This is a genomic window from Streptomyces regalis, from assembly GCF_001509475.1.
GTDB lineage: Bacteria > Actinomycetota > Actinomycetes > Streptomycetales > Streptomycetaceae > Streptomyces > Streptomyces regalis.
Genome location: NZ_LLZG01000045.1, coordinates 1 through 19,433, shown reverse-complemented (window position 1 = coordinate 19,433; position 19,433 = coordinate 1). Strand labels below are relative to the sequence as shown.

12 protein-coding genes, 1 tRNA gene and 1 other RNA gene are annotated in these 19,433 nt (G+C 70.4%); 6 read left to right on the top strand and 8 right to left on the bottom strand.

What is annotated here, in order from left to right; all coding sequences use genetic code 11:
• Both ADL12_RS08775 and ffs read right to left on the bottom strand, forming a co-directional pair.
• A partial coding sequence (locus tag ADL12_RS08775) for a DNA polymerase III subunit gamma and tau (RefSeq protein WP_159053107.1) occupies positions 1 to 1,511 on the bottom strand: 1,511 nt, incomplete at its 3' end.
• A 47-nt stretch (positions 1,512 to 1,558) separates the two neighbouring features.
• Positions 1,559 to 1,657, bottom strand: an RNA gene (gene ffs, locus ADL12_RS08770) — signal recognition particle sRNA small type.
• Between the two features lie 72 nt (positions 1,658 to 1,729).
• On the opposite strand from ffs, the gene ADL12_RS08765 reads away from it, so the two are divergent.
• Positions 1,730 to 1,814: transfer RNA gene (locus ADL12_RS08765), tRNA-Ser, on the top strand.
• A 243-nt stretch (positions 1,815 to 2,057) separates the two neighbouring features.
• Positions 2,058 to 3,515, top strand: coding sequence for an AAA family ATPase (locus tag ADL12_RS08760; protein WP_062700295.1), 1,458 nt, complete (start codon positions 2,058 to 2,060; stop codon positions 3,513 to 3,515).
• Positions 3,516 to 3,628: 113 nt separating this feature from the next.
• On the opposite strand, the gene ADL12_RS58045 is transcribed toward ADL12_RS08760, so the two are convergent.
• Positions 3,629 to 3,754: a hypothetical protein gene (locus ADL12_RS58045; protein ID WP_341846350.1), complete on the bottom strand. Its 126-nt coding sequence runs from the start codon at positions 3,752 to 3,754 to the stop codon at positions 3,629 to 3,631.
• An 83-nt stretch (positions 3,755 to 3,837) separates the two neighbouring features.
• A complete protein-coding gene (locus ADL12_RS08750; RefSeq protein ID WP_062700294.1) occupies positions 3,838 to 4,827 on the bottom strand; it encodes a nuclear fragile X mental retardation-interacting protein 1 in 990 nt (329 codons plus the stop codon).
• A gap of 59 nt (positions 4,828 to 4,886) precedes the next feature.
• Between ADL12_RS08750 and ADL12_RS08745 the strand changes: the two genes are divergently transcribed.
• The 4 genes from ADL12_RS08745 (at position 4,887) to ADL12_RS08730 (ending at position 13,652) form a co-directional block, all read left to right on the top strand.
• On the top strand, positions 4,887 to 9,392 hold the full coding sequence (locus tag ADL12_RS08745) for a P-loop NTPase family protein (protein WP_062700293.1): 4,506 nt from the start codon (positions 4,887 to 4,889) through the stop codon (positions 9,390 to 9,392).
• The gene (locus tag ADL12_RS08740) at positions 9,393 to 10,772 is read left to right on the top strand and encodes an esterase/lipase family protein (RefSeq protein ID WP_062700292.1); all 1,380 of its coding nucleotides are present in this window, start codon (positions 9,393 to 9,395) and stop codon (positions 10,770 to 10,772) included. It begins immediately after the preceding gene.
• Positions 10,773 to 10,785: 13 nt separating this feature from the next.
• Positions 10,786 to 12,729, top strand: coding sequence for a pentapeptide repeat-containing protein (locus ADL12_RS08735; RefSeq protein WP_062700291.1), 1,944 nt, complete (start codon positions 10,786 to 10,788; stop codon positions 12,727 to 12,729).
• A 701-nt stretch (positions 12,730 to 13,430) separates the two neighbouring features.
• Positions 13,431 to 13,652, top strand: coding sequence for a hypothetical protein (locus ADL12_RS08730; protein ID WP_062700289.1), 222 nt, complete (start codon positions 13,431 to 13,433; stop codon positions 13,650 to 13,652).
• A 294-nt stretch (positions 13,653 to 13,946) separates the two neighbouring features.
• Here ADL12_RS08730 and ADL12_RS08725 read toward each other — a convergent pair whose 3' ends face one another.
• The 4 genes from ADL12_RS08725 to ADL12_RS53805 all read right to left on the bottom strand — a co-directional run bounded on the left by ADL12_RS08725 (position 13,947) and on the right by ADL12_RS53805 (position 19,248).
• Complete coding sequence (locus ADL12_RS08725; protein WP_062700297.1) at positions 13,947 to 15,782, bottom strand: stealth family protein; 1,836 nt, start codon at positions 15,780 to 15,782, stop codon at positions 13,947 to 13,949.
• Between the two features lie 30 nt (positions 15,783 to 15,812).
• Positions 15,813 to 17,510, bottom strand: coding sequence for a stealth family protein (locus tag ADL12_RS08720; RefSeq protein WP_062700287.1), 1,698 nt, complete (start codon positions 17,508 to 17,510; stop codon positions 15,813 to 15,815).
• 425 nt (positions 17,511 to 17,935) lie between these two features.
• Positions 17,936 to 18,217 (bottom strand): hypothetical protein, encoded by a 282-nt coding sequence (locus ADL12_RS08715; RefSeq protein WP_062700285.1) that lies wholly within the window; start codon positions 18,215 to 18,217, stop codon positions 17,936 to 17,938.
• 692 nt (positions 18,218 to 18,909) lie between these two features.
• Positions 18,910 to 19,248 (bottom strand): hypothetical protein, encoded by a 339-nt coding sequence (locus ADL12_RS53805; RefSeq protein WP_159053106.1) that lies wholly within the window; start codon positions 19,246 to 19,248, stop codon positions 18,910 to 18,912.
• Between the last annotated feature and the right edge of the window lie 185 nt (positions 19,249 to 19,433).

Sequence of the window (19,433 nt, the reverse complement as noted above, 5' to 3'; positions counted from 1 at the left end):
GGTGCGGGCGTCGGGGCGGGCGGGGCCTGGGGCGGCTGAGGCTGCTGATCGCTCTGCGGCGGCCGGACGGGGGCCGAGGGCGCGGACGTGGCCTGCCCCACTGGCGCACCCTGCCCCGCCGGAGCGGCAGCGGCCGCACCGGGCACACCGGATCCCGCGCCACCGTCCATGCCGCCTGTCGGCGCCGCGGCCCCGGCCCCGGCCGCGGGCGCCCCCGAGGCCCGTACGGCCGCCCGGGCCGCGGCAGGCCCGCCGCCCGGCGGAACCGGCGCGGCGGCCGCTCCCGCGTGGGCGTCAGGACCGGGCACGTAACCCATCGCGGGCATGCCACCGCCCGCGGCCGCGGAGAAGTTCACGCCCCGCTCCAGCCGATCGAGCCGGGCCATCACGGAACGCTCGTCCCCGTACGCCGCGGGCAGCATCACCCGCGCACAGATCAGCTCGAGCTGGAGCCGGGGCGAGGTGGCCCCCCGCATCTCGGTCAGCCCCTCGTTGACGAGGTCGGCGGCACGGCTCAGTTCGGCGGCGCCGAAAGTGCCGGCCTGGGCCTGCATGCGCTCCAGGACGTCGGCGGGGGCATCGATGAGCCCCTTCTCGACGGCATCCGGCACGGCGGCCAGGATCACCAGGTCCCGCAGCCGCTCCAGCAGGTCGGTGACGAATCGCCGGGGATCGTTGCCCCCCTCGATGATCCGGTCCACGACCTCGAAGGCGGCCGCGCCGTCACCGGTCGCGAAGGCCTCCACGACGGAGTCGAGCAGCGAGCCGTCGGTGTACCCGAGCAGAGAGGTGGCCATGGCATACGTCACACCCTCCTCCTTCGCTCCGGCGAGCAGCTGGTCCATGACGGACATGGAGTCACGCACGGACCCCGCTCCCGCGCGCACGACGAGCGGCAGCACACCCTCCTCGACGGGGATGTTCTCGCGGCCGCACACATCGGCGAGGTAGTCCCGCAGAGTGCCCGGCGGGACGAGCCGGAAGGGGTAGTGGTGGGTCCGCGACCGGATGGTGCCGATGACCTTCTCGGGCTCGGTGGTGGCGAAGATGAACTTCAGATGCTCCGGCGGCTCCTCGACGACCTTCAGCAGCGCGTTGAAGCCGGCCGACGTGACCATGTGGGCCTCGTCGATGATGTAGATCTTGTAGCGGCTGCTCGCCGGCCCGAAGAAGGCCTTTTCCCGCAGCTCACGTGCGTCGTCCACACCACCGTGCGATGCCGCGTCGATCTCGATGACGTCGATGGAACCGGGCCCGTTGCGAGCCAGGTCCTGGCAGGACTGGCACTCGCCGCACGGGGTCGGCGTAGGACCCTGCTCGCAGTTCAGACACCGCGCGAGAATCCGCGCACTGGTCGTCTTGCCACAGCCCCGCGGCCCGCTGAACAGGTACGCGTGGTTGACCCGGTTGTTCCGCAGCGCCTGCTGCAGCGGGTCAGTGACATGCTCCTGCCCGATGACCTCGGCGAACGACTCCGGGCGATAGCGGCGGTACAGCGCGAGAGACGACACGCATACGAGGTTATAGGCGCCCACTGACAACCCGACCCCACAGCGGGAACGCAAGCGCCCCCCACGCACCCGCCAGAGCCGACCTACCCTTGCTGCCTTCCGGCCCTGGGGGAGTTCAGTCAGATAGCGCCGCGTGAGGGGCTGCCCAAACAGTACCCGATGGCAGGGGGTGGGAACGAGTTCGCGAGCACTCCTCAACGTCTTGTATTGTTTGCGGCGGAGGATTCGCCTAGAGGCCTAGGGCGCACGCTTGGAAAGCGTGTTGGGGGCAACCCCTCACGAGTTCGAATCTCGTATCCTCCGCAGCCGCCTGAACAGGCGAAACGAAGGCCCCGGACCGCTCAGCGGCCGGGGCCTTCGGCGTGCCCTGGTCTCAATTTTGATCTCATTCATTTCCGACATTGAGTGCGTTCCTCTCACGCGGAGCGGCGCACGCCCCGGCGCTCCCTCGGACGCGACTCAGGCTCGAGGGCCACACCCGCGAGCGCGGCCCATCGATCTGCCCTGTGCTTACGTCTGCAGGATCCAGCACTCAAGCCTGCCGAGATGTTCGACCGGGATTACGAGTGGTCAGCGCTGAGCCGGTTCATCACCGATACGCAGCCAGGCGCGACCCTCGGCGTGATCTCCGGACGTCGCCGCCAGGGCAAGACGTTCTTGTTGGACGCCGCCTGCCGTGCCGCCGGTGGGTTCTATTTCGGCGCGACCGAAGCAGCCGACGCCGAGTCGCTCCGCCGGATCAGCTCCGCGCTGACCGCCCACGTCCGCCCCGCCAGCCCGTACCACTTCGCCAACTGGTCGGAGGCCGTCGACGCTCTGCTCGCCCTGGGCTCCGAGCGCCCCGTCCCGGTTGTGCTCGACGAGTTTCCGTACCTCGCCAAGGCCAACCCGGAGCTCCCCTCGATCATCCAGGAGGCCCTGCGTCCTCTGCGTGAGCAGCGCACCGGCTCCCGGACTCGGTTGCTGCTGTGCGGGTCGGCCTTGTCCTTCATGGGGCGGCTGCTGTCAGGCAACGCGCCGCTGCGTGGCCGGGCGGGACTGGAACTTGTCGTGCGCCCCCTCGACCACCGTCTCGCCGCCGAGTTCTGGAACATCACGGATCCCCGTCTTGCACTGCAGGTCAACTCGATCGTCGGCGGTACTCCCGCCTATCGGCGTGAGTTCGCCCGAGGTGACAGTCCGGCTGGGCTGGAGGACTTCGACGACTGGGTCGTCCGTACGGTCCTCAACCCCGAGACGCCCCTCTTTCGCGAGGCTCGGTACCTGCTGGCGGAGGAACCAGACCTGCGTGACACCGCCCTGTACCTGTCCGTTCTGGCGGCCGTGGCCGACGGTAACGCCACGCGTGGAGGCATGGCCGGGTATCTGGAGCGCAAGGCCACCGACATCGCACACCCCATCAGCGTCCTCGAGGACGCCGGTCTGTTGTACCGGGACGCCGACGCCTTCCGCGACAACCGCCCCACCTACCGCATCGCCGAACCACTGATCGGCTTCTACCACGCCATCATGCGCCCGGTATGGGACCAGTTGGAGCGCCCCGGCAGCGCTGCCCGGGTCTGGCAGGCCAGCCGCCGCCGTTTCGTCAGCAACGTCATGGGGCCCCACTTCGAGCAGGTCTGCCGCGACTGGGCGCTGCATCATGCCGACGCAGATGTACTCGGTGGCCTGCCCGCCCGCGTCGGACATGGAGTGGTCCACGACTCCAAAGCCCGCACCGGCCACGAGGTCGACGTGGCCGTTGTGGGCATCGCTGACGGACACGCCAAGCCCCCGCTTCTGGCCATCGGCGAAGCCATGTGGAACGACACCATGGGCGTCGCCCACATCGAACGCCTCAAGCACATCCGCGAGCTCATCGCCCAGGCCGGCCGCTACGACACCACCCGCACTCGCTTGCTGTGCTTCAGCGGAGCAGGCTTCAACGACAAGGCATACGCCGCCACTGAGACCTCACCGAGCATTCAACTCGTCGACCTGACAAAGCTCTACGGCCAGGCGTAGGCAAGCCGGCATGGCAGTCGTACCGGAGCGAGCGGTACCAACAGTCGCCGCTGTCTGGGCGGCGGGCGCCGCAAGACCCAGAGAAAAAAGGCGGCTGACGTCGTGGTCCAGGACTACGGCACCGTCGCGGCCCAGGTGTTCCTCGGGCGGCATGCTGTGGTGGAGGAGAACGCGTACGTCGGTGCCGGGGCGAAGGTCAGGGAGTACGCCTGCGTGGGGTCGGGGTCCGTCGTCGGCATGGGGTCGCTCGTCCTCGGCCACGTTCCTCCGGGGGATATGTGGGCGGGCAACCCCCTGAGACGTCTCGTCCCGGCCTCCCGGCTCACAGACCGCGGTCCGACATGACCTTCTGCTCGGCCTGTTCCACGGCGAACCGGCCAGCCGGGTCACCGTCGGCGCGCTCCACGGCACCGCGTACCAGGGCGAGATAGAAGAGGGCCGGCGCGCAGGGTGTCCACCGCTCCTCCGGCTCGTCCGCGATGAAGCCGAGCACCGACTCCGGGTCCGCGTCCACGAACTCGAACCGGTCGTGCTCCCATTTGTCGATGACGCCTCGAGTCCAGCGCAGACGCAGCATCGGCTCGTCAAGCTCGGGCACCACCGCGCGGAAGAACGCCGCCCACTGGTGGTTGACCAGGTCGAGCCCGAACCCGAGCAACTCCACCCTGGTCTGGTCCCCGTCGTGCACGGCGAGCTCCTCGAAGAGGGCGCGGCGCGCCACCGCGTGCAGGCTGACCGGGCTGCCGTCCCGGGGCAGGTCGTGCTGCTGGGCCAGCCCCTCGTTGGCTGAGGAGTTCCACCGCGCGCTGTTCGGCCCGGCGACCTGGGCGCTCCGCCGGGAGAACAGCATCTTGCCGTCCTTGCCGGTCTCCAGGGCCACGTTGATGCCGAAGCTGCAGTTCATCCAGGAGGGCGCGTCTATCGGGTCGCCGCCCTCCAGATACTGCTCGCGCAGCGTGAGGCCGTTCTTCTGCCGCCGGTCCAGGTTGAGCGAGGTGGTGAGGAAGTCAAAGTAGTCTGCGTCCCGCGTGGTGAGGGACACCACGGGCTCCTCGGCCAGATGCGTACGGGTGACCACGACCCGCTCGACCGCGAAACGCGCATTGTTCCACCGGTGCGGCAGCCCGCTGGCCTCCTTGCGCTCCTCCTCCGCCTCGATGGACCGCCGCCAGGCGGCGATCTCCTCCGGGAACTGCACACGCTTCGGCGTGTACTTGACGTGGACGTTCTCCTCGTCGATGGGCCGGGTACCGTCACCCTCGAAGAGATGACAGCCCGTTGCCCGGCCAACCACGGTGAATCTGTCTCGCATCTCCAACTCCACTGGTAAATAAGCTGTGGTGGACACTCTCGGGGGGTGCTGTCGATCTCATGGTACGAAGTGACACGGACAACCGGCTGGCGTTACTGAAAGCCGAGCGGCGGTCCTCTTCTCTGGTGGGCACGATCGCCGTACCGGAGTACCTCCACCCGGACGCGGCGGAGCGGCAGAGGCTGCGCCGCCCGCAGCTGGATGAGGTCCGTGACCGCTTCACCGAGACCGTGCGAGAGAAGCTGGGGTTCGGGGAGGCCCTCCGGGCCGACCGAGGCGGGGCGACCCGGCGCCAACTGTGGGCCGGGCTGGGGGAGTTCCTGGCCGCTGATGCCCAGCGCAAGATCCTCTACTGGACGGGGCACGGCATCCAGCGCGGGGACGACGGCTATTTCCTCGCCTGCGCCGACTCCTGGCAGTCGGGCGAGTTCGACCCCGCCCGGGCCGTCTCCCTGCTCGAGCTGGTGGGTTTCCTGCTGCGGCCGGAGTACGAGACGGACACCCTGCTGATCGTCGACGCCTGCTCCTCCCAGAGTTACAACTCCCTGGGCGAGGCGGTGCGGCACGCCGTGGAGCTGGAGCGGGACCCCCCGGTGATCCGGGCGCGGGAGAACCGGCGGAAGGGCTTCGCCGTCATCGGCACCTCGGGGGCGGACGCGCATGTGCCGGCGGGCCGCTGGGTGACGTGGCTGGAGGAAGCGCTGGCGAAGCCGGACTTCGTAGCGGACGACCAGGCCCGCCCGTTCGAGCCGTCCGCGCTGTATCTGCCGCTGCCGTATCTCTGCCGTGCCGTGGACGCGCGGGCGGCGGACGACGGTCTCGACGACCCGGCGCAGCGGCCGGACTGCCGAGAGGTCCGGGCGCTTCCCAACAACTTCCTCGACAATCCCTACTACCACCAGTCCGACCGGCCGGTGTACACGCCGGCCGTGCTGACGCGGCGGAAGCCATGGATCGAGGCCGAGCAGTTCGGGCTCGAGGAAAACAGCCATCTCAGCCGCCACTTCGCGGGCCGACGGGATGTGCTGAGCCGGATCGTGCGCTGGATGGACACCCACCCGAAGGGGCTGCTGGCGGTGACGGGCGTGGCGGGCACGGGGAAGACCGCGCTGCTCGGCCGGCTGGCCCATACCTCCCTGCCGAGCTGGCGGGAGACCCTCGGTCCGGACCTCGACCCCGCGACGCTGCCCCGGGCGGGGACCGTGCATGCGGCGCTGAGCTGCCGGGGGCAGTCCGCCCATTCGCTGGCCGCGCATCTGCGGGAGGTGCTGGCGGACGTCGACGGAGCGCCGCCGCTGCCGGAGGAGCCGGTGACGTCGGAGAAGTTCACCGACGCCTTCGAGGAGCTGGTCGGCCGGGCGGGTTCGGTGAACCTGCTCTTCGACGCACTCGACGAGGCCCTCCCGGACCAGGCATACGCGATCGCCCGGCACGTCCTGAACCCCCTGGCGGCCACGCCCGGTGTCCGGGTGATCGTCGGTACCCGGACGCAGCCCCGTCGGCGTACCACCGCGCCCGCGGAAGAGGAGTCGCTCCTGGACACCCTGGAACTCAGCGTCGAACCCGTGGTCCTCGGGGACGACGAGGAGGCGCGAGCGAGCATCACCGGCATGGTGCTGTCCGTACTGGACACCGAGCACTCCCCGTACCGGGGTGACGCGCGGCGGGAGGACCGCGACTGGACGGCCGAGATCGTCGCGGCGCAGAGTCACGGCTCGTTCCTGGTGGCCCGGTTGGTCGCGACCGGGCTCGCCCGGCGGACCACGGTCGCCGCCGAGGCCGAGCTGCTGGCGTGGCTGCGTGACGGCGGCATGGACCTGCGCACCCGCCTCGCGGAGGAGACGCGCTACCTGAGCGAGCAGCCCGGCGCACGGCGTGCCCACGAGGTGCTGCGGGCGCTGGCGGTGATCCAGGGGCCCGGGCTGACCCCGGACGCGACCTGGCTGACGCTCGCCAACGCGCTGTGCGAGGCCGGCTCACCGGAGCTCACGCTGGAGGATCTGCGACAGGTGTGCCGGAGCGCCGACGGCGGCATCGTCGCCACCCAGAAGGACGGCGCGCGGCAGACGGCCGGACGGATCCGTCATCAGCTGGCCCATCCGAGCTATGGCGAGTTCTTCCTCTCCGACGCCGGACTGACCGCGCGGGAGGCACACCGCAGGGTGCTCGACACGCTGCGCGCCCGCGCCGGCGGCGACTGGAGCGGCGCCGACGAGTACACCCTCGAATACCTGGGCGCCCACGCCGCCCAAGTGGGGCCGGACGCCCTGCGGGAGCTCTTCGAGGACGTGGGCTTCCTGCTGCGCACGAACCCCGATGTCATGCTGCCGCTCGCGGCGGGCCTGGCCCGGGACTGCGACGGCGCCGTGTTGTACGGCAGGGTCGCGGGCTCGTTCCCCCGCGCGTCCAGCCCGCTGTCGGCGTCGGTTCTGCTGGAGCGCAAGGCCCTGTTCAGCGCCACCGCCTTCGTCAGCCACCGCGACGTGACATACCGGACGCTGCGGCCCGCCGACGGCTTCCTGCCCTGGCAGGAGTACTGGACCGATGTCCCACCGGACCCCCCGGAGTGGCGGCGCTCGGCGCCTTCGGGCGGCGCGCGGGCGCTGAGCTGGCGCGCCGGGGTCGGGGCGGTGGGGCTGACCCACGCAGACACCCTGACCGCCGGCGGACTGGGGGAGATCCAGGTCCTGCACCCGGAGTCGGGCGCCCGGCTGCTCACCCGTCGGCTGCCCCGGACCGGCGGGGAGCGCGGACGCCCGCTCAGCGAGGTGCGTGAGGTGGGCGCGGGAGCCCGCTGGGCCACCGTCGCCCGGGACGATCAGACCGTGTACTTCTGGCGCGCGGGTGCCCGGATGCCCGATCAGGAGTACCGGTGGGGCGGCAGTGTGCGCGCCCTGTCGGTGGCCGAGGTGGAGGGCGAGAGCGTGGCCCTGGCGGCCGACGGGGACCGGGTGTGGGTGTGGTCCTGGAAGATCGGCACGCACCTGGACACGCAGCTGAAGGAGGTCCGTACGGCCGATGTGCGGCAGCTCGCAGCCCTCACCCTGGGCCCGCGGATGTTCGTCCTGGCGGCGGGCGCCGAGGGGGTGGAGCTGTTCGAAGTGAGCCGCACCCGCAACGGGGTCGACGGTCTGCACGCCTGCCGGACCGATTTCGGTATGTCCCTGACTGCACCCGCGATGGCTGCCGCGGCGTTCGCGGTCTCGCCCCGGGAGGGCTTCCTCGCCGTGGCCGACGGGACCGCTGTGTACGTCTGGCGGTGCGGGGCCATATCCGGCCCCACGCCGGTCGTGGAAAGGGTGGCGACGTACCCCTCGAACGCACGCGGCCTGGCCTTCGGGTGGTACGGCGATGAACCGCTGCTCGCCGGATACGAGGAAGTGGACGTCCGGATCTGGTCCGTCGAACGGTCCGAACGCGAGGCCACGCTCGTTCTGAACGCCCCCCGCGAGGGCGCCATGACGTTCGAACCGGGTGGTCAGGGACTGCTCGCGGTCGCCGACGGCCCGTACATCCGGGTGGTCGACGTGGTCCCCGCGCTGGAGGCCCGCTACGGAATCCAGCGGCGGCCGAGCAACGAGCGCCCGGTCCTTGCCCTGGCCGGCGCACCGGGAGGTCCGCCGCTGCTGTGCCGCGCCTGGCACGACCAGGTCCGGATCTCCCGGCCGGAGCAGGGGGATCCGGCCGCTCTTCCGGCTACGGAGCTCGCCCACGACGGGCGCACGGTCACGGCGGTGGCCGCGGTGCGGGCAGCGAATGGCTGGACAGTGGCTGCCGCGGCCAGCCGGACCGTACGGCTGTGGCGTCTCGACGACAGCCTGTCGGTCATCACCCACCAGGACATCCCGCTCGGCGGGGACGCCGGCCAGCCGGCCCGCGCGCTGAGCCTGGTCGGCGACCCGGCCGCCGGCACGCTGCGGCTGAGCGTGGCGGACGGTCGGCGCCTGGTACGCCACGAGGTCCCGGCCGATGTCTCGTCCGCCGGGATCGCGGTGCGCGAGATCCGGACCGACCGCGGGTTCTGCGGGATCGACACGAGGATCCTGCGGGACGGTTCGTACTGGATGGCCGGTGATCTGGGCGACCAGCTGCAGGTCTGGACCGAGGGCGAACACGGCGTCGAACGGCGCGTCCTGCTGACGGCCGGCCCCTCTTGCCTCGCTCTCGGGGAGCTGTACGACGACGAGGATGACGCCTCGATGCCCATGTTGGCCTGGGCGGACCACGGCAGCGTCTACGTCAAGGACTGCTCCGGCAACGAGAGCATTCACCCCCCGGAGCGGCTGCCGGGGAACTTCCCCGACGTGACGTCCCTGGTGTTCGCCGGCCCCGTGGAGCGGCCCGTGCTGTTGCTCTGCATGCCGGAGAAGGTGTCACGCGCATGGGACGTCTGGTCCCGGGAATGGCTGGACTGGCCGGGGATTCCCACGCGGGGGTACGACGTGCACGCCGTCCGTACCGCGATGGCCCCGGAGGGCCTGGTGATGGCATTGCAGGGGGAGGACCGCTGCGATCTGATCCGGCTGCCGCACACGTTCTTCGGCGCCGGGACTGGGGGAGAGTGAATGGAACACGATCTGGTGGTCTTCGTCCCGGGGTTTCTGGGCACCCGGCTGCGCCGGGACGGCCAGGACCTCTGGGCGCGATGCAGTGAGCAGCTGATCGGCTCGGCGGCCGCGGCGCTCACCGAGGTGGCCCTCCCGCCGGGTCTGGGAGACGCGCCGCCCGAGGGGCCCTTCCGGCTGGACGCCGACGCGCTGCTGCAGGTCCCGGACTCCGTGCCCGGGCTGCTGTCCTGCATGGGCTATCGCGACATCCGTGGCGCCCTCGGCGACCCGCGCGACGCGCAGTTCGTGCCGTTCGGTTACGACTGGCGGCTGTCCCACCGGCTGGTGGCCCGGCAGCTGAAGGCGCGGGTGGCGCGCGAGCTCGACCGGTGGCATGCGGAGGTGGACGCGTACTATCCGGACCGGACCGATGATCCGCGCGTCATTCTGGTCTGCCATGCGACGGGCGGTCTGATCGGGCGGCACTATCTGGAGTGCGAGAACGGCCGGGAAACCGCCCGGACCCTGGTCACCCTCGGCACCCCGCAACAGGGGTTGGTCCAAGCCGCCCGGATGCTGGCCGGTCATGCGATCCCCGGCGACGCCGGCCCCGGCGCGGACGTGGCCGCCCGACTGAACGAGGCGCTGCGCGACTGGGCGCTCAACCTGCCGGCGGTCGTCGAGATGCTGCCGTCGTACCCCGCCGTGCGGGTCGAGGGAAAGAGCCGCGAGCGGCGGATCACCGACAACCGCTACCCGGTTCCCGGGCTGCCGGGCGACGCCGTCCGCGAGGGGCTGGCCTTCCAGGAGGAGTTCCGCTTGGCGTGCGATGAGCACCGGCGCGTCGGCCCCCTCCCGTACACCGTGCACTGCCTCGGCAGCGTCGACTTCCCGAGCCCCGAGGCGCTCGTGCTCTCCTCCGACGGGTCGCGGATCACCGACAGCCTGCCGGGGACCGGCGACGGGACGGTGCCGCACCGGTCGGCCATCGCGGACTGGACCGGTACGGCCCCTATGCTGTGGACCGGGTTCCGGAACTCGGACCTGTCGAGCAGTCCCGCGCTCCGGGACGCGATGATCGCGATCCGCGCGGGACGCCCGCCGGGCGGCACGCTCGCCGGTGAGGAGGGCATCGCCCTGCACTTGCCCCGGGACCCGGTCGCTGCCGGCCGTCCGTTCGTGATCGAGCTGCTGGGGCACGATCTGCCGCGGCGCAATCTGCGGACGTTCATGTGGCGTTCGGGCCGTCCGGACAAACAACCCGTCATCTTCCGGCAGTACGGGCCCGACCGATATCGGGCGGAACTGGAAGCCACCCCCGGACGCTGGGTGGTCGAGGCGCTGGTCGACCGGCCGAAGGGGCGTGACCGGAGGGACGTGACGGTCGTGGCGGTATGAGACGGAAGCTGGGATGACTGGAACCGACGCCCCCGCGTGGCCGCAGTGCGGACACCTCGACACCGGGGAACGCTGCCGGGGGCGCAGTGTGGGCTCGTACACAGCCTGCCTCGCGCATCTGAACAACGCCGAACGTGCCGCCCACCTGGCCTCGCTGTCCCCCGGCGCCGACCTCGACCACCGGGGCACACCCTTTACCCAGAGCCTGCTCGACGAGCTCCTCGCACCGCTCAGGGATCCGGGGAGCGGGCGGGCGCGGGTGGGGGAGGCATCGTTCGACGAGGTGCGGTTCACCGGAGACGCAGAGCTCGAGGGGATCGACTTTGGCGGCTTCTGCTCCTTCGCGTCGGCCGTGTTCGGCGGGGGCGTGTACGTCCGTGAGGTACACGCCGGGGGCGATTTCCGCCTCGGCGCGGCGCAGGTTGCGGAAGATGTGTGGCTCGATGACACCGAAGTGGACGGTGATGTCTGGTTCTACGAGACACGGATCAAGGGCACGTTGCGGTTCTGTGTCCGCGAGGTCGGCGGTAGTGCGGTGTTCAAGGGCATGACGTGCACGGATGCCTACTTCTCGGGTGTCCGAGTGTGTGGCGTCGCGTCCTTCGGCGGGGCGGCCATCGACGGGGAAGCCGCCTTCGACGGCACGGTCTTCGAGGATGGTGCCGACTTCGAGGAGATCCGGATCACCGGCCGGGCCTGCTTCGACGGTACGCAAGTCCACCAGGGCAGAGCCTGCTTCAACAGGGCGGACATCGGCGGGGACATATTCTTCGACGAGGCTCACTTCGCGGCGGAAGCCACGTTCGACGAGGCCACGATTGGCGGTGACCTGTCGTTCTTCGGGGCCAGGCTGGAGGCTGGCGTCGGCTTCCTGCGGGCGGTGTTCCAACGTACCGCTCGCATCGGCCCACTGGTGTGCCCGGGGACGGTGGACTTCTCCGACGCCGTGTTCGAGGCCGCGGTGACGTTGGAGGCCGCCGCGCGCAAGGTGTGCTTCCGGCGGACACGGTGGGCGTCCACCGCGGCACTGCGACTGCGGTACGCCGAGGTGGATCTGACCGACGCCGTGGTGGAGTTCCCGGTGACCGTCGTCGGCCGACCCCGCCAGTTCGTCTCACCGGAGGGCAAGGTGATCGCCGAGCCGGGGCTCACCGATGACCGGGTGCGTGTCACCTCGGTCAAGGGCGTGGACGCTGCGCATTTGGTGCTGGCCGATGTCGACCTGACCGAGTGTCTCTTCGTGGAGGCGGTCCACCTGGACCAGTTGCGGCTCGAAGGCCGCTGCGTCCTGGCGCCACCACCGGGCGGGCTGCGCTGGATACGCCGCCGGACCCTCGCCGAGGAGCACCACTGGCGGGCGATCTGGTACGGCGGCGGCTGGACGCCCGCGCCACCGGGCGTCGAGACGCATGAACCCGCCGTGCTCGCGCCGGTCTACCGGCAGCTCCGCAAGGCGCTCGAGGACGGCCGGAACGAGCCGGGCGCGGCCGACTTCTACTACGGCGAAATGGAGATGCGCCGCCACGACGCCACGGCGTCCCTCGGTGAGCGGACGCTGCTGCGGCTGTACTGGGCACTCTCCGGATACGGCCTGCGCGCCACGCGTGCCCTGGCCTGGTTGGTCCTGGCGATGACGGCCACCGTGCTCGCGATGATGCTGTGGGGGCTGCCGCAGGCCGACCCGGATCCGGTCAGTGCGGGGACCACCGACGGCCACCGAGTAACCCTGACGACCAAGAAGCCGGCACCCGTCAACCCGGAAGGGCCGTACACAAGGCGTCTGTCGTCCGCACGGTTCGAGAAGTCCGTGAGGGTGGTGGTCAACTCGGTGATCTTCCGGGCTTCCGGACAGGACCTGACCACCACCGGGATGTACGTCGAGATGACTGCCCGCCTCGTCGAGCCGGGCCTGCTCGGGCTTGCCATCCTCGCCGTGCGCAGCCGCGTGAAGCGATGACGTGCCCCGGCCCCCGCGGGGGCACACCGTTGCGTCGGATGAGTGTCAGGAGGGCCAGGACGCGGTCGACGCCAAGGCTGTGACCTCGCCTTTTGGGTTGCGTCGGTGCTCCTGGTGGTCCAGCGGCTCGCAGCGTGTCGGACCAGTACGTTCAGCGGGGTGTCAGCCGGTAGGCCGGTGATCCAAGAACTCAAGACGTTGCCGCTGCGCTACGCAAGCGCTCACCGTTTTACTCCCCAAGGGAGAGGAGCACGACACCATGCTGGTGTGGCTCGGGCTTGGGCCGACCGCGGAATTCGCCCCTGATCGGCTCGCGTGGCCCGAGGCCATCGCGAGGCTGCTGCCCTGGCTGCTCAGACAAGGCCAGGAGCGCCGCTGGCGGGGCGAGGAAGCGGCCCGGCTGATGGCAGCTGGTCTCAGTTCTGGTCTCATTCACCCCCGTCCGGGCGCATCCGGAACGCTCCTCCGCAGTTCAGGACGCTGCTGGACCCGACCGAACCCCCGGACGAAGACTTGGAAAGCGTGTTGGGGGCAACCCCTCACGAGTTCGAATCTCGTATCCTCCGCCAGCTCAGAGGGCCGGGACCACGAAAGTGGCCCGGCCCTCTGGCGTTCGTCCTGCGCGACCTGGCGGCGCAAGGGCCCGGGCGTGTGTGGACGGCCACAGCGAATCGGATACCCGTAGGCGCATACTGGGGGCAATGACTAAGCCCGCTGTACCCAAGCGTCATTTGCCTACCAGCCCCTTCAAGGCTCCGGTCGCACCGGCACCCAAGCACTTCGCCGTGGGTGACCAGGTCACTCACGACATGTACGGCCTCGGCCGGGTGATCGGCATCGAGGACGGAATCGCTGCGCTCGTGGATTTCGGCTCGGCGCAGATGCGGATCTTGAGCCCGTACGCCAAGATGACCAAGCTGTAGGACCGCTGTGCCCGGTCACGGCACACCAGGCCCCCTCGGGGGCCTGTAACGAAAGGCAGACCCCTCATCGACCCGACTTCGCTGTTCTCCGCTCCGGAAGGGCAACCCCGCCGTTCCGCCGCGGCATCGCCGCCTCCCGCGACGAACCCCTTCCAGGCCCCCGACTTCGGGGAGGACGAGATCCTTCTGATCGAGGACGCACAGGAGCCCGAGCCCGGCATGCGTGCCGCGCGGTCCAAGGCTGCCTAGCCGGGTGCCGGGACGGCTCCCGGCACCGGCGGCCGGTCGATGCGATCAGTCGCAGCGCTGTGCTTTCTGCGCTTCCTGTGCTTGCTCCCGAGTCGGCTGCGGGGGGACTCGCGCCGTAAGTGGCGCGACCGGGTGTGTGGTGATCCGGGTCGCTCCTTCGAAGCGGCTCGGGAACGGGTACTTCCGCTCCAGGAAGGTGCGGATGGCGGCCTGGACCTCCGACCTGGCCGCCGGGGCGGTGTCCACGTCGTTGAGGCAGAAGAAGTCGATGTCCTCGCCGGCCGCGAGGCGGGCCAGGCGGCGGCGCATGTCCGGCGTGCCCAGCTGGACGTAGCGGAAGCGGTAGTCGGCCGGGACGGCCCGGCCGGTCGCGATCGCCCAGTGGTGGTGGAGCGTGGACGCCGGAGCGACGTCGGAGGTGGAGCGGAAGCGCGAGTAGGACGTCCGCTCGAGTTCCTCGATGCCGAGGCTCTCCATCTCCCGCATGACCGACAGCAGTTGGGGATGCGGAGTGTGCAGCGACTTGTGCGTGATGTACCTGCCGTGGAACCGGCTGATCACCTCACGGGCGTTCTTGCCGGCGGAGTTCGGGGCCGGTTCGAGTGGGTGCGGGGCGCCGACTCCGAGTTTCAGCGGGGACAGCGGGATGCGGGCTATGCCGTTGCCGTGGAAGAAGTGCTCGGCCCGTACCGGGCGATTGATGAAGACGTCGTCGTTGAAGTAGAGGTAGTGCTCCGACAGGCCCGGGATGTGGTGCAGGCGGCTCTCTATCGCGTGGGAGTTGAAGACGGGGAGCGCGTCGGACGGCAGGATGTCCCGGTGGTCGACCACCGTCAGGCCCTCCGCGTCCGGGTCCAGCCAGGCGGGGAGCTGGGAGTCGGTCACCAAGTAGACGTGCCGGACGAAACCGGCGTACATCTCCAGGGAGCGGAGTGCGTACTTCAGCTCGTCGTGGCTGGTGTAGCGGGAGGCTCCGGTCTCGCGCGGGGCGATGACGTCGCAGGAGAGGGCCTGATGGGCTCGGCGCTTGGCGGCCATCGCCGGGTCGTCCCCGTCGACCCAGGTGTACACGGCGTCGACGGGGAAGCGCACCTCGTCGATGCCCGGCTCGGCGAACGGGGCGAACGTCGGCACGCTGCGGCGGCGGTCCGCCGTCGCGGCCGGCTGCTGTGCCGCCACCGGGAGTACCTCTGACACGGGGTTGCGGCGCGGGGCGACCAGTGCCGGGGCGAAGACGTCGGGCAGTCGGCTGCCGGGCACGGTGAGCCAGGAGGGGTCCGTGCCCGGGGAGGTGCCGAGGTCCCGGCCGTGACGCCAGAACTCGATGTCGCACCCCGTGTCGAGGCCGGTGAGCACCTGCCCTCCCGGGCCGAGGCGCACCACGCCGGTACGGAGCACCGCGGCCCCTCTCAGCGCCCGCGGCAGCTTCCCGTCGGCCCACAGCACCGCGGTCGTCACGGCGCCGTCCGGACCGACGGCGCCGACGTACCCGACGGTGCCGGCGAAGCGTTGGGCGGCCCGGGTGAGAACCGCGCCGCGGTACCTCTCCTCGATACCGATGACCGGCCGTGGCGCACCGTGCCCGTGCTCGGCGGGGACCAGGAAGTACGGGACGCCGAGCCCCTCCAGCAGGGTGCACACCCGCTCGAGATCGGCTTCGGCGGCGTCGGCGGCGGTGTATGCGGCGACCGTACGGCCGTAGAGACGTATCGGTCCGAAGGTGATACGGCGCAGTCCGGGGACGGCTGCCCCCAGGCGCCGTCGGGCCCGGGACGAGCGCAGCGTCCAGAGCCGGGCCGTCAGCCAGAGCCGCAGGCGTACCAGAAAGTTCCGGGCCGCTCGGATGCCCCCCGGCAGTCCGAAGCGGTGACGGATGTCCATGCCCCCCATGTCCATGCCCCCCAGCCCTCGTTACTTCTGCTTCTCGAAGGGACTCGCGAAGGGGAAGTAGTTCTCCAGGAACTCGTCCATCCGGGCGCCGACCTGTTCCCGCTCCTCGGGCGGTACGTCGACGTCGTTGAGGCAGAAGAAGTCGAAGCGGCGGTTGCGGCGCAGATCGGCCAGGCGCTTTTCGGCGTCCGGGCGGCTGATGTTCACATACCGGAAGCTGTACTTCCCCGGCACGCCGCGGCCGGTCATCAGCGCGTACTGGTAGAGCAGCGGGGCCGTCATGGCGATGTCCTGCGGCGAGCGGAAGCGGGACGCCGTGGTGCGGCTGATGTCCTGCGGGAAGAGCTCCTCCAGCGACTGGAGTGTCTCGCGGTGCTGCGGCAGCGGGGTGTGCATGAAGTTGTTCGTCGTCATCCGCCCGAACATCTCCAGCAGCAGTTGGCGGACGTTCTTACTCGCGGAGTTGGTGGCCGTCTCCTCGGCATGCGGCTTGCCGACGCCTATCTTCAGCGGGGACACCGGGATCTTCATCAGGCCGCTGCCGTGGAAGAAGTGCTCCGCGGTGACCCGGCGGCCGACGAACACGTCGTCGTTGAAGTAGAGGTAGTGCTCCGACAGGCCCGGGATGTGGTGCAGCCGGGTCTCGATCGCGTGGGAGTTGAAGACGGGCAGGACGTCGGGCGGGAAGATGTCGCGGTGGTCGACGACCGTGATCCCCGGGGCCGAGTCGTCGAGCCAGTGCGGCATCTGGCCGTCGGTCACGATGTAGATGTGCCGGACGAAGTCGGCGTACATCGCGAGTGAGCGCAGCGAGTACTTCAGCTCGTCATGGCTGGTGTAGCGGGAGGCGTTGGTCTCCTTGTCCAGGATCTCGGCGATGCCGTGCTCCTGGTGGCGGGCCCGCTTGGCCCGCATCTCCGGCTCCTCGCCGTCCACCCAGGTGTAGACGACGTCGACGGGGAAGGTCACATCGTTCACGGTCGGCAGGGTGAGCGGGGCGAAGCTCGGCAGCTCCCGGTCGCCGATCCGCACCGTGGCCGGCTTCTGCTCGGACGCCGGGAGTACGTCGGTGACGCCGTTGTTCCGGGGCGCGATCAGGGACTCGGCGAAGATGTCCTCGGACGCCTGCGGCTGCACCTTGGCCAGCCGGCGAGGCCCGTCGTCGGAGGCGAGGAGCTGGGCCCCGTCCTCCCAGAACTCGACGTCGCAGGCGAGTTCCGGGCCGGCGAGCAGCTGGCCCGCGGGGCCGAGGTGGTTCTCCCCGATCCGCAGGACGGGGGCCGTGCGCAGCGCGGTCGGCAGTACGCCGTCGATGAACAGTGCGGGGTTCTTGAGCTGTCCGCCGGGCAGCGGTCTGCCGATGAACACCGCCTTCCCCGCGTTCTGCGCCTCCAGGGTGGTGAGGAAACGCTCCCGGTCGACGGCGTTCACCCCGACCGTGTGGCGCGTACGCGCGGTAGGTACCAGGAAGTACGGGATGCCTTCCTGCTCCAGCGCGGCGACGACCAGGCCGAGGTTGGCGGCGGCCGCCTCAGCGGCGCTGAACCGGGTGACGATCCGGCCGTAGAGGTGCTGGCCGCGCACTGCCACCGGGCGGAGCAGCGGGTCCGTGACTGCTGCCATGCGGCGCCGGCGCATGGTACGCAGCTGCCACACCCTTTCCGCGGCCTTCCGCTCGACTCGCGGTCGCATCCGCCGGGTAAAGGAACGCACGGTCACGTTCTGAGCTCCTCTTCATGAACCCTCAACATCCCTGCGTTAGCCAGACCGACGCATGGTGCGGAAGGTTGTAGAAGAGTTCTCCGAGAATTAACAGAGGAAGGGCTGCACGCATAACTGGCCCTCAGGTGGACGTGGTAAAGAGCCGCCGCCGTTCCGATCTGTCGTGTTCACCAGGCCAGGGGCCTGATCCGCGCAAGTGGATCAGGCCCCTGACTGGTTTCCGAGGTCGAGCCGGCCAGCCGGACACCGGTGCACTGCCATCGGCGGAACATCCCAGGGACCGTCTGCGACGGCCCGTACTCCACCGGTAGGTCTCGCCATGGGACACCGGGGTCCGCGCTCGCCCGGGGATCCCGTCGGTCGGCCTCCGTCGACATGCGGACGACCAGCCGACCAAAAGAACCCCTGAACCAGACCGCGGTCTAGAAGGCGCTGTTGTCGCAGCCCATGGCCGAGCCGATGTGGGTGTCCTGCCCACCCGAGTTGCCCTCGCCGTTGAGCGCGTTGCCCAGCACGCCGTTGAGGACGCCGACCTGGCCGAGGACGTCGACGTTCAGGTCGTGCGACTTGCAGGAGGAGCTCTGCAGGACGCTGGTCTTGCCGCCATGGCCGTCCATGCCCTGAGCGGTGGCGGTGCCGGCGCTGAGGAGGCCGACGCTGCCGAGGGCAGCGACCACCACGGCGGCCTTGCGAAGCTTGTGCATGTCATCTCCGGTGAAGTGAGGTGATTGCGATCCGTGACAGATCGACTTCGTACAGTTACCGGATTTAATAGGAAAATGGGCAATATGTCCGTGCGGCGCGCCGGGTTCTTCCGACGATCGCTACTGCGGCGGCAGGGTGCGGGCCTCGTCGAGGCGGTGGCCGGTCTCGCGGCGGATTTGGCCAGGGCCTCATGGCCGAGGGTGACGGCTGTGGCGAGTGCCGCTTCGGACTCCGCGATCTCGCACAGGACCGACAGCGCCTGCCCCTCCACCACCCGGAACGAGCGCTCGCGTGCCAGGCTCAGCGCCCGCTCGGCATGGCCGCGGGCCTGCTCGTGCCGGCCCAGGTGCCTGAGCGTGAGGGCGAGGGCGAGGGCGAGGGTGCAGTCCGCCTCGGTGCGCAGGTGCCCCGACTCCTGGGCCAGGGTGAGGGCCTGCCGGCCGGTCTGAATCCAGCGGCGCCCCTTGGTCTTGCCCGCGGACAGGGCCCGCTCGGCCTGTTCCGGCGCCTCTTCGTGGCGGCCGAGCTCGATCTTGATCCTTGCGACGGAGTCCAGCATCATGGCGCGGTCGTTGCGGTATCCGCCCCTGAGGTCGGGGCTCACCTTGGGGCCGAGAACGTCGAGGCCCTCGGTCAGACGGTCGAGTTCCCAGTACGCGCAGGGCCAGCTGCAGGCTGCCGCACAGCCGGATCAACTCGTCGATCGCCGACGGGTCTTCGCGGAGGCAAGGTCCAGCGGCAGGGCGTGGGCACCGTCGCGGGCGACGAGATCGCCGAGCCGGTTGCGGCTGGTGACGAGGACGCAGCAGGACGGGCTGCCGGGAGCAACGGGCGTACCTGCTCCGCCGACGCGGCGTTGTCCAGCAGGACGGGCAGGCGCCGGCCGGCCGGCAGGGTCCGGCACGCGTGCCTGTGCTTGGTCGGTCAGGGGTATCTCCGACGCTCCCAGGCCCAGGCTCCGCCGCAGTAGTTCGAGGGCTTCGCCGGCCTTGAGCGGTGGCCGGTCGCGGTCGAAGCCGAGCAGGTTCACGTACAGCCGGCCGTCCGGGAAGCGGGCACGGACCCTGCCGTCCGCCGGTACCGAGGGGGCCCGGCGGGCGGCGGCGCTCGCATCGGTCGCAACCGCCGGAGGCAGCCCTGAAGGTCCCGCAGTCTCCCCATCCCATGCCCCACCCCACGCCCCACCCCACGCCCCCCTCGCGACTCACCGTGCCC

Bases quoted from the DNA above. Each gene is read 5' to 3' on its own strand.
- ADL12_RS08725 (WP_062700297.1), bottom strand. From the start codon at position 15,782: ATGGACATCCGTCACCGCTTCGGACTGCCGGGGGGCATCCGAGCGGCC.
- ADL12_RS58045 (WP_341846350.1), bottom strand. From the start codon at position 3,754: ATGCCGACGACGGACCCCGACCCCACGCAGGCGTACTCCCTGACCTTC.
- ADL12_RS08730 (WP_062700289.1), top strand. From the start codon at position 13,431: ATGACTAAGCCCGCTGTACCCAAGCGTCATTTGCCTACCAGCCCCTTC.
- ADL12_RS08735 (WP_062700291.1), top strand. From the start codon at position 10,786: ATGACTGGAACCGACGCCCCCGCGTGGCCGCAGTGCGGACACCTCGAC.
- ADL12_RS08715 (WP_062700285.1), bottom strand. From the start codon at position 18,217: ATGCACAAGCTTCGCAAGGCCGCCGTGGTGGTCGCTGCCCTCGGCAGC.
- ADL12_RS08750 (WP_062700294.1), bottom strand. From the start codon at position 4,827: ATGCGAGACAGATTCACCGTGGTTGGCCGGGCAACGGGCTGTCATCTC.
- ADL12_RS08760 (WP_062700295.1), top strand. From the start codon at position 2,058: ATGTTCGACCGGGATTACGAGTGGTCAGCGCTGAGCCGGTTCATCACC.
- ADL12_RS08740 (WP_062700292.1), top strand. From the start codon at position 9,393: ATGGAACACGATCTGGTGGTCTTCGTCCCGGGGTTTCTGGGCACCCGG.
- ADL12_RS08745 (WP_062700293.1), top strand. From the start codon at position 4,887: ATGGTACGAAGTGACACGGACAACCGGCTGGCGTTACTGAAAGCCGAG.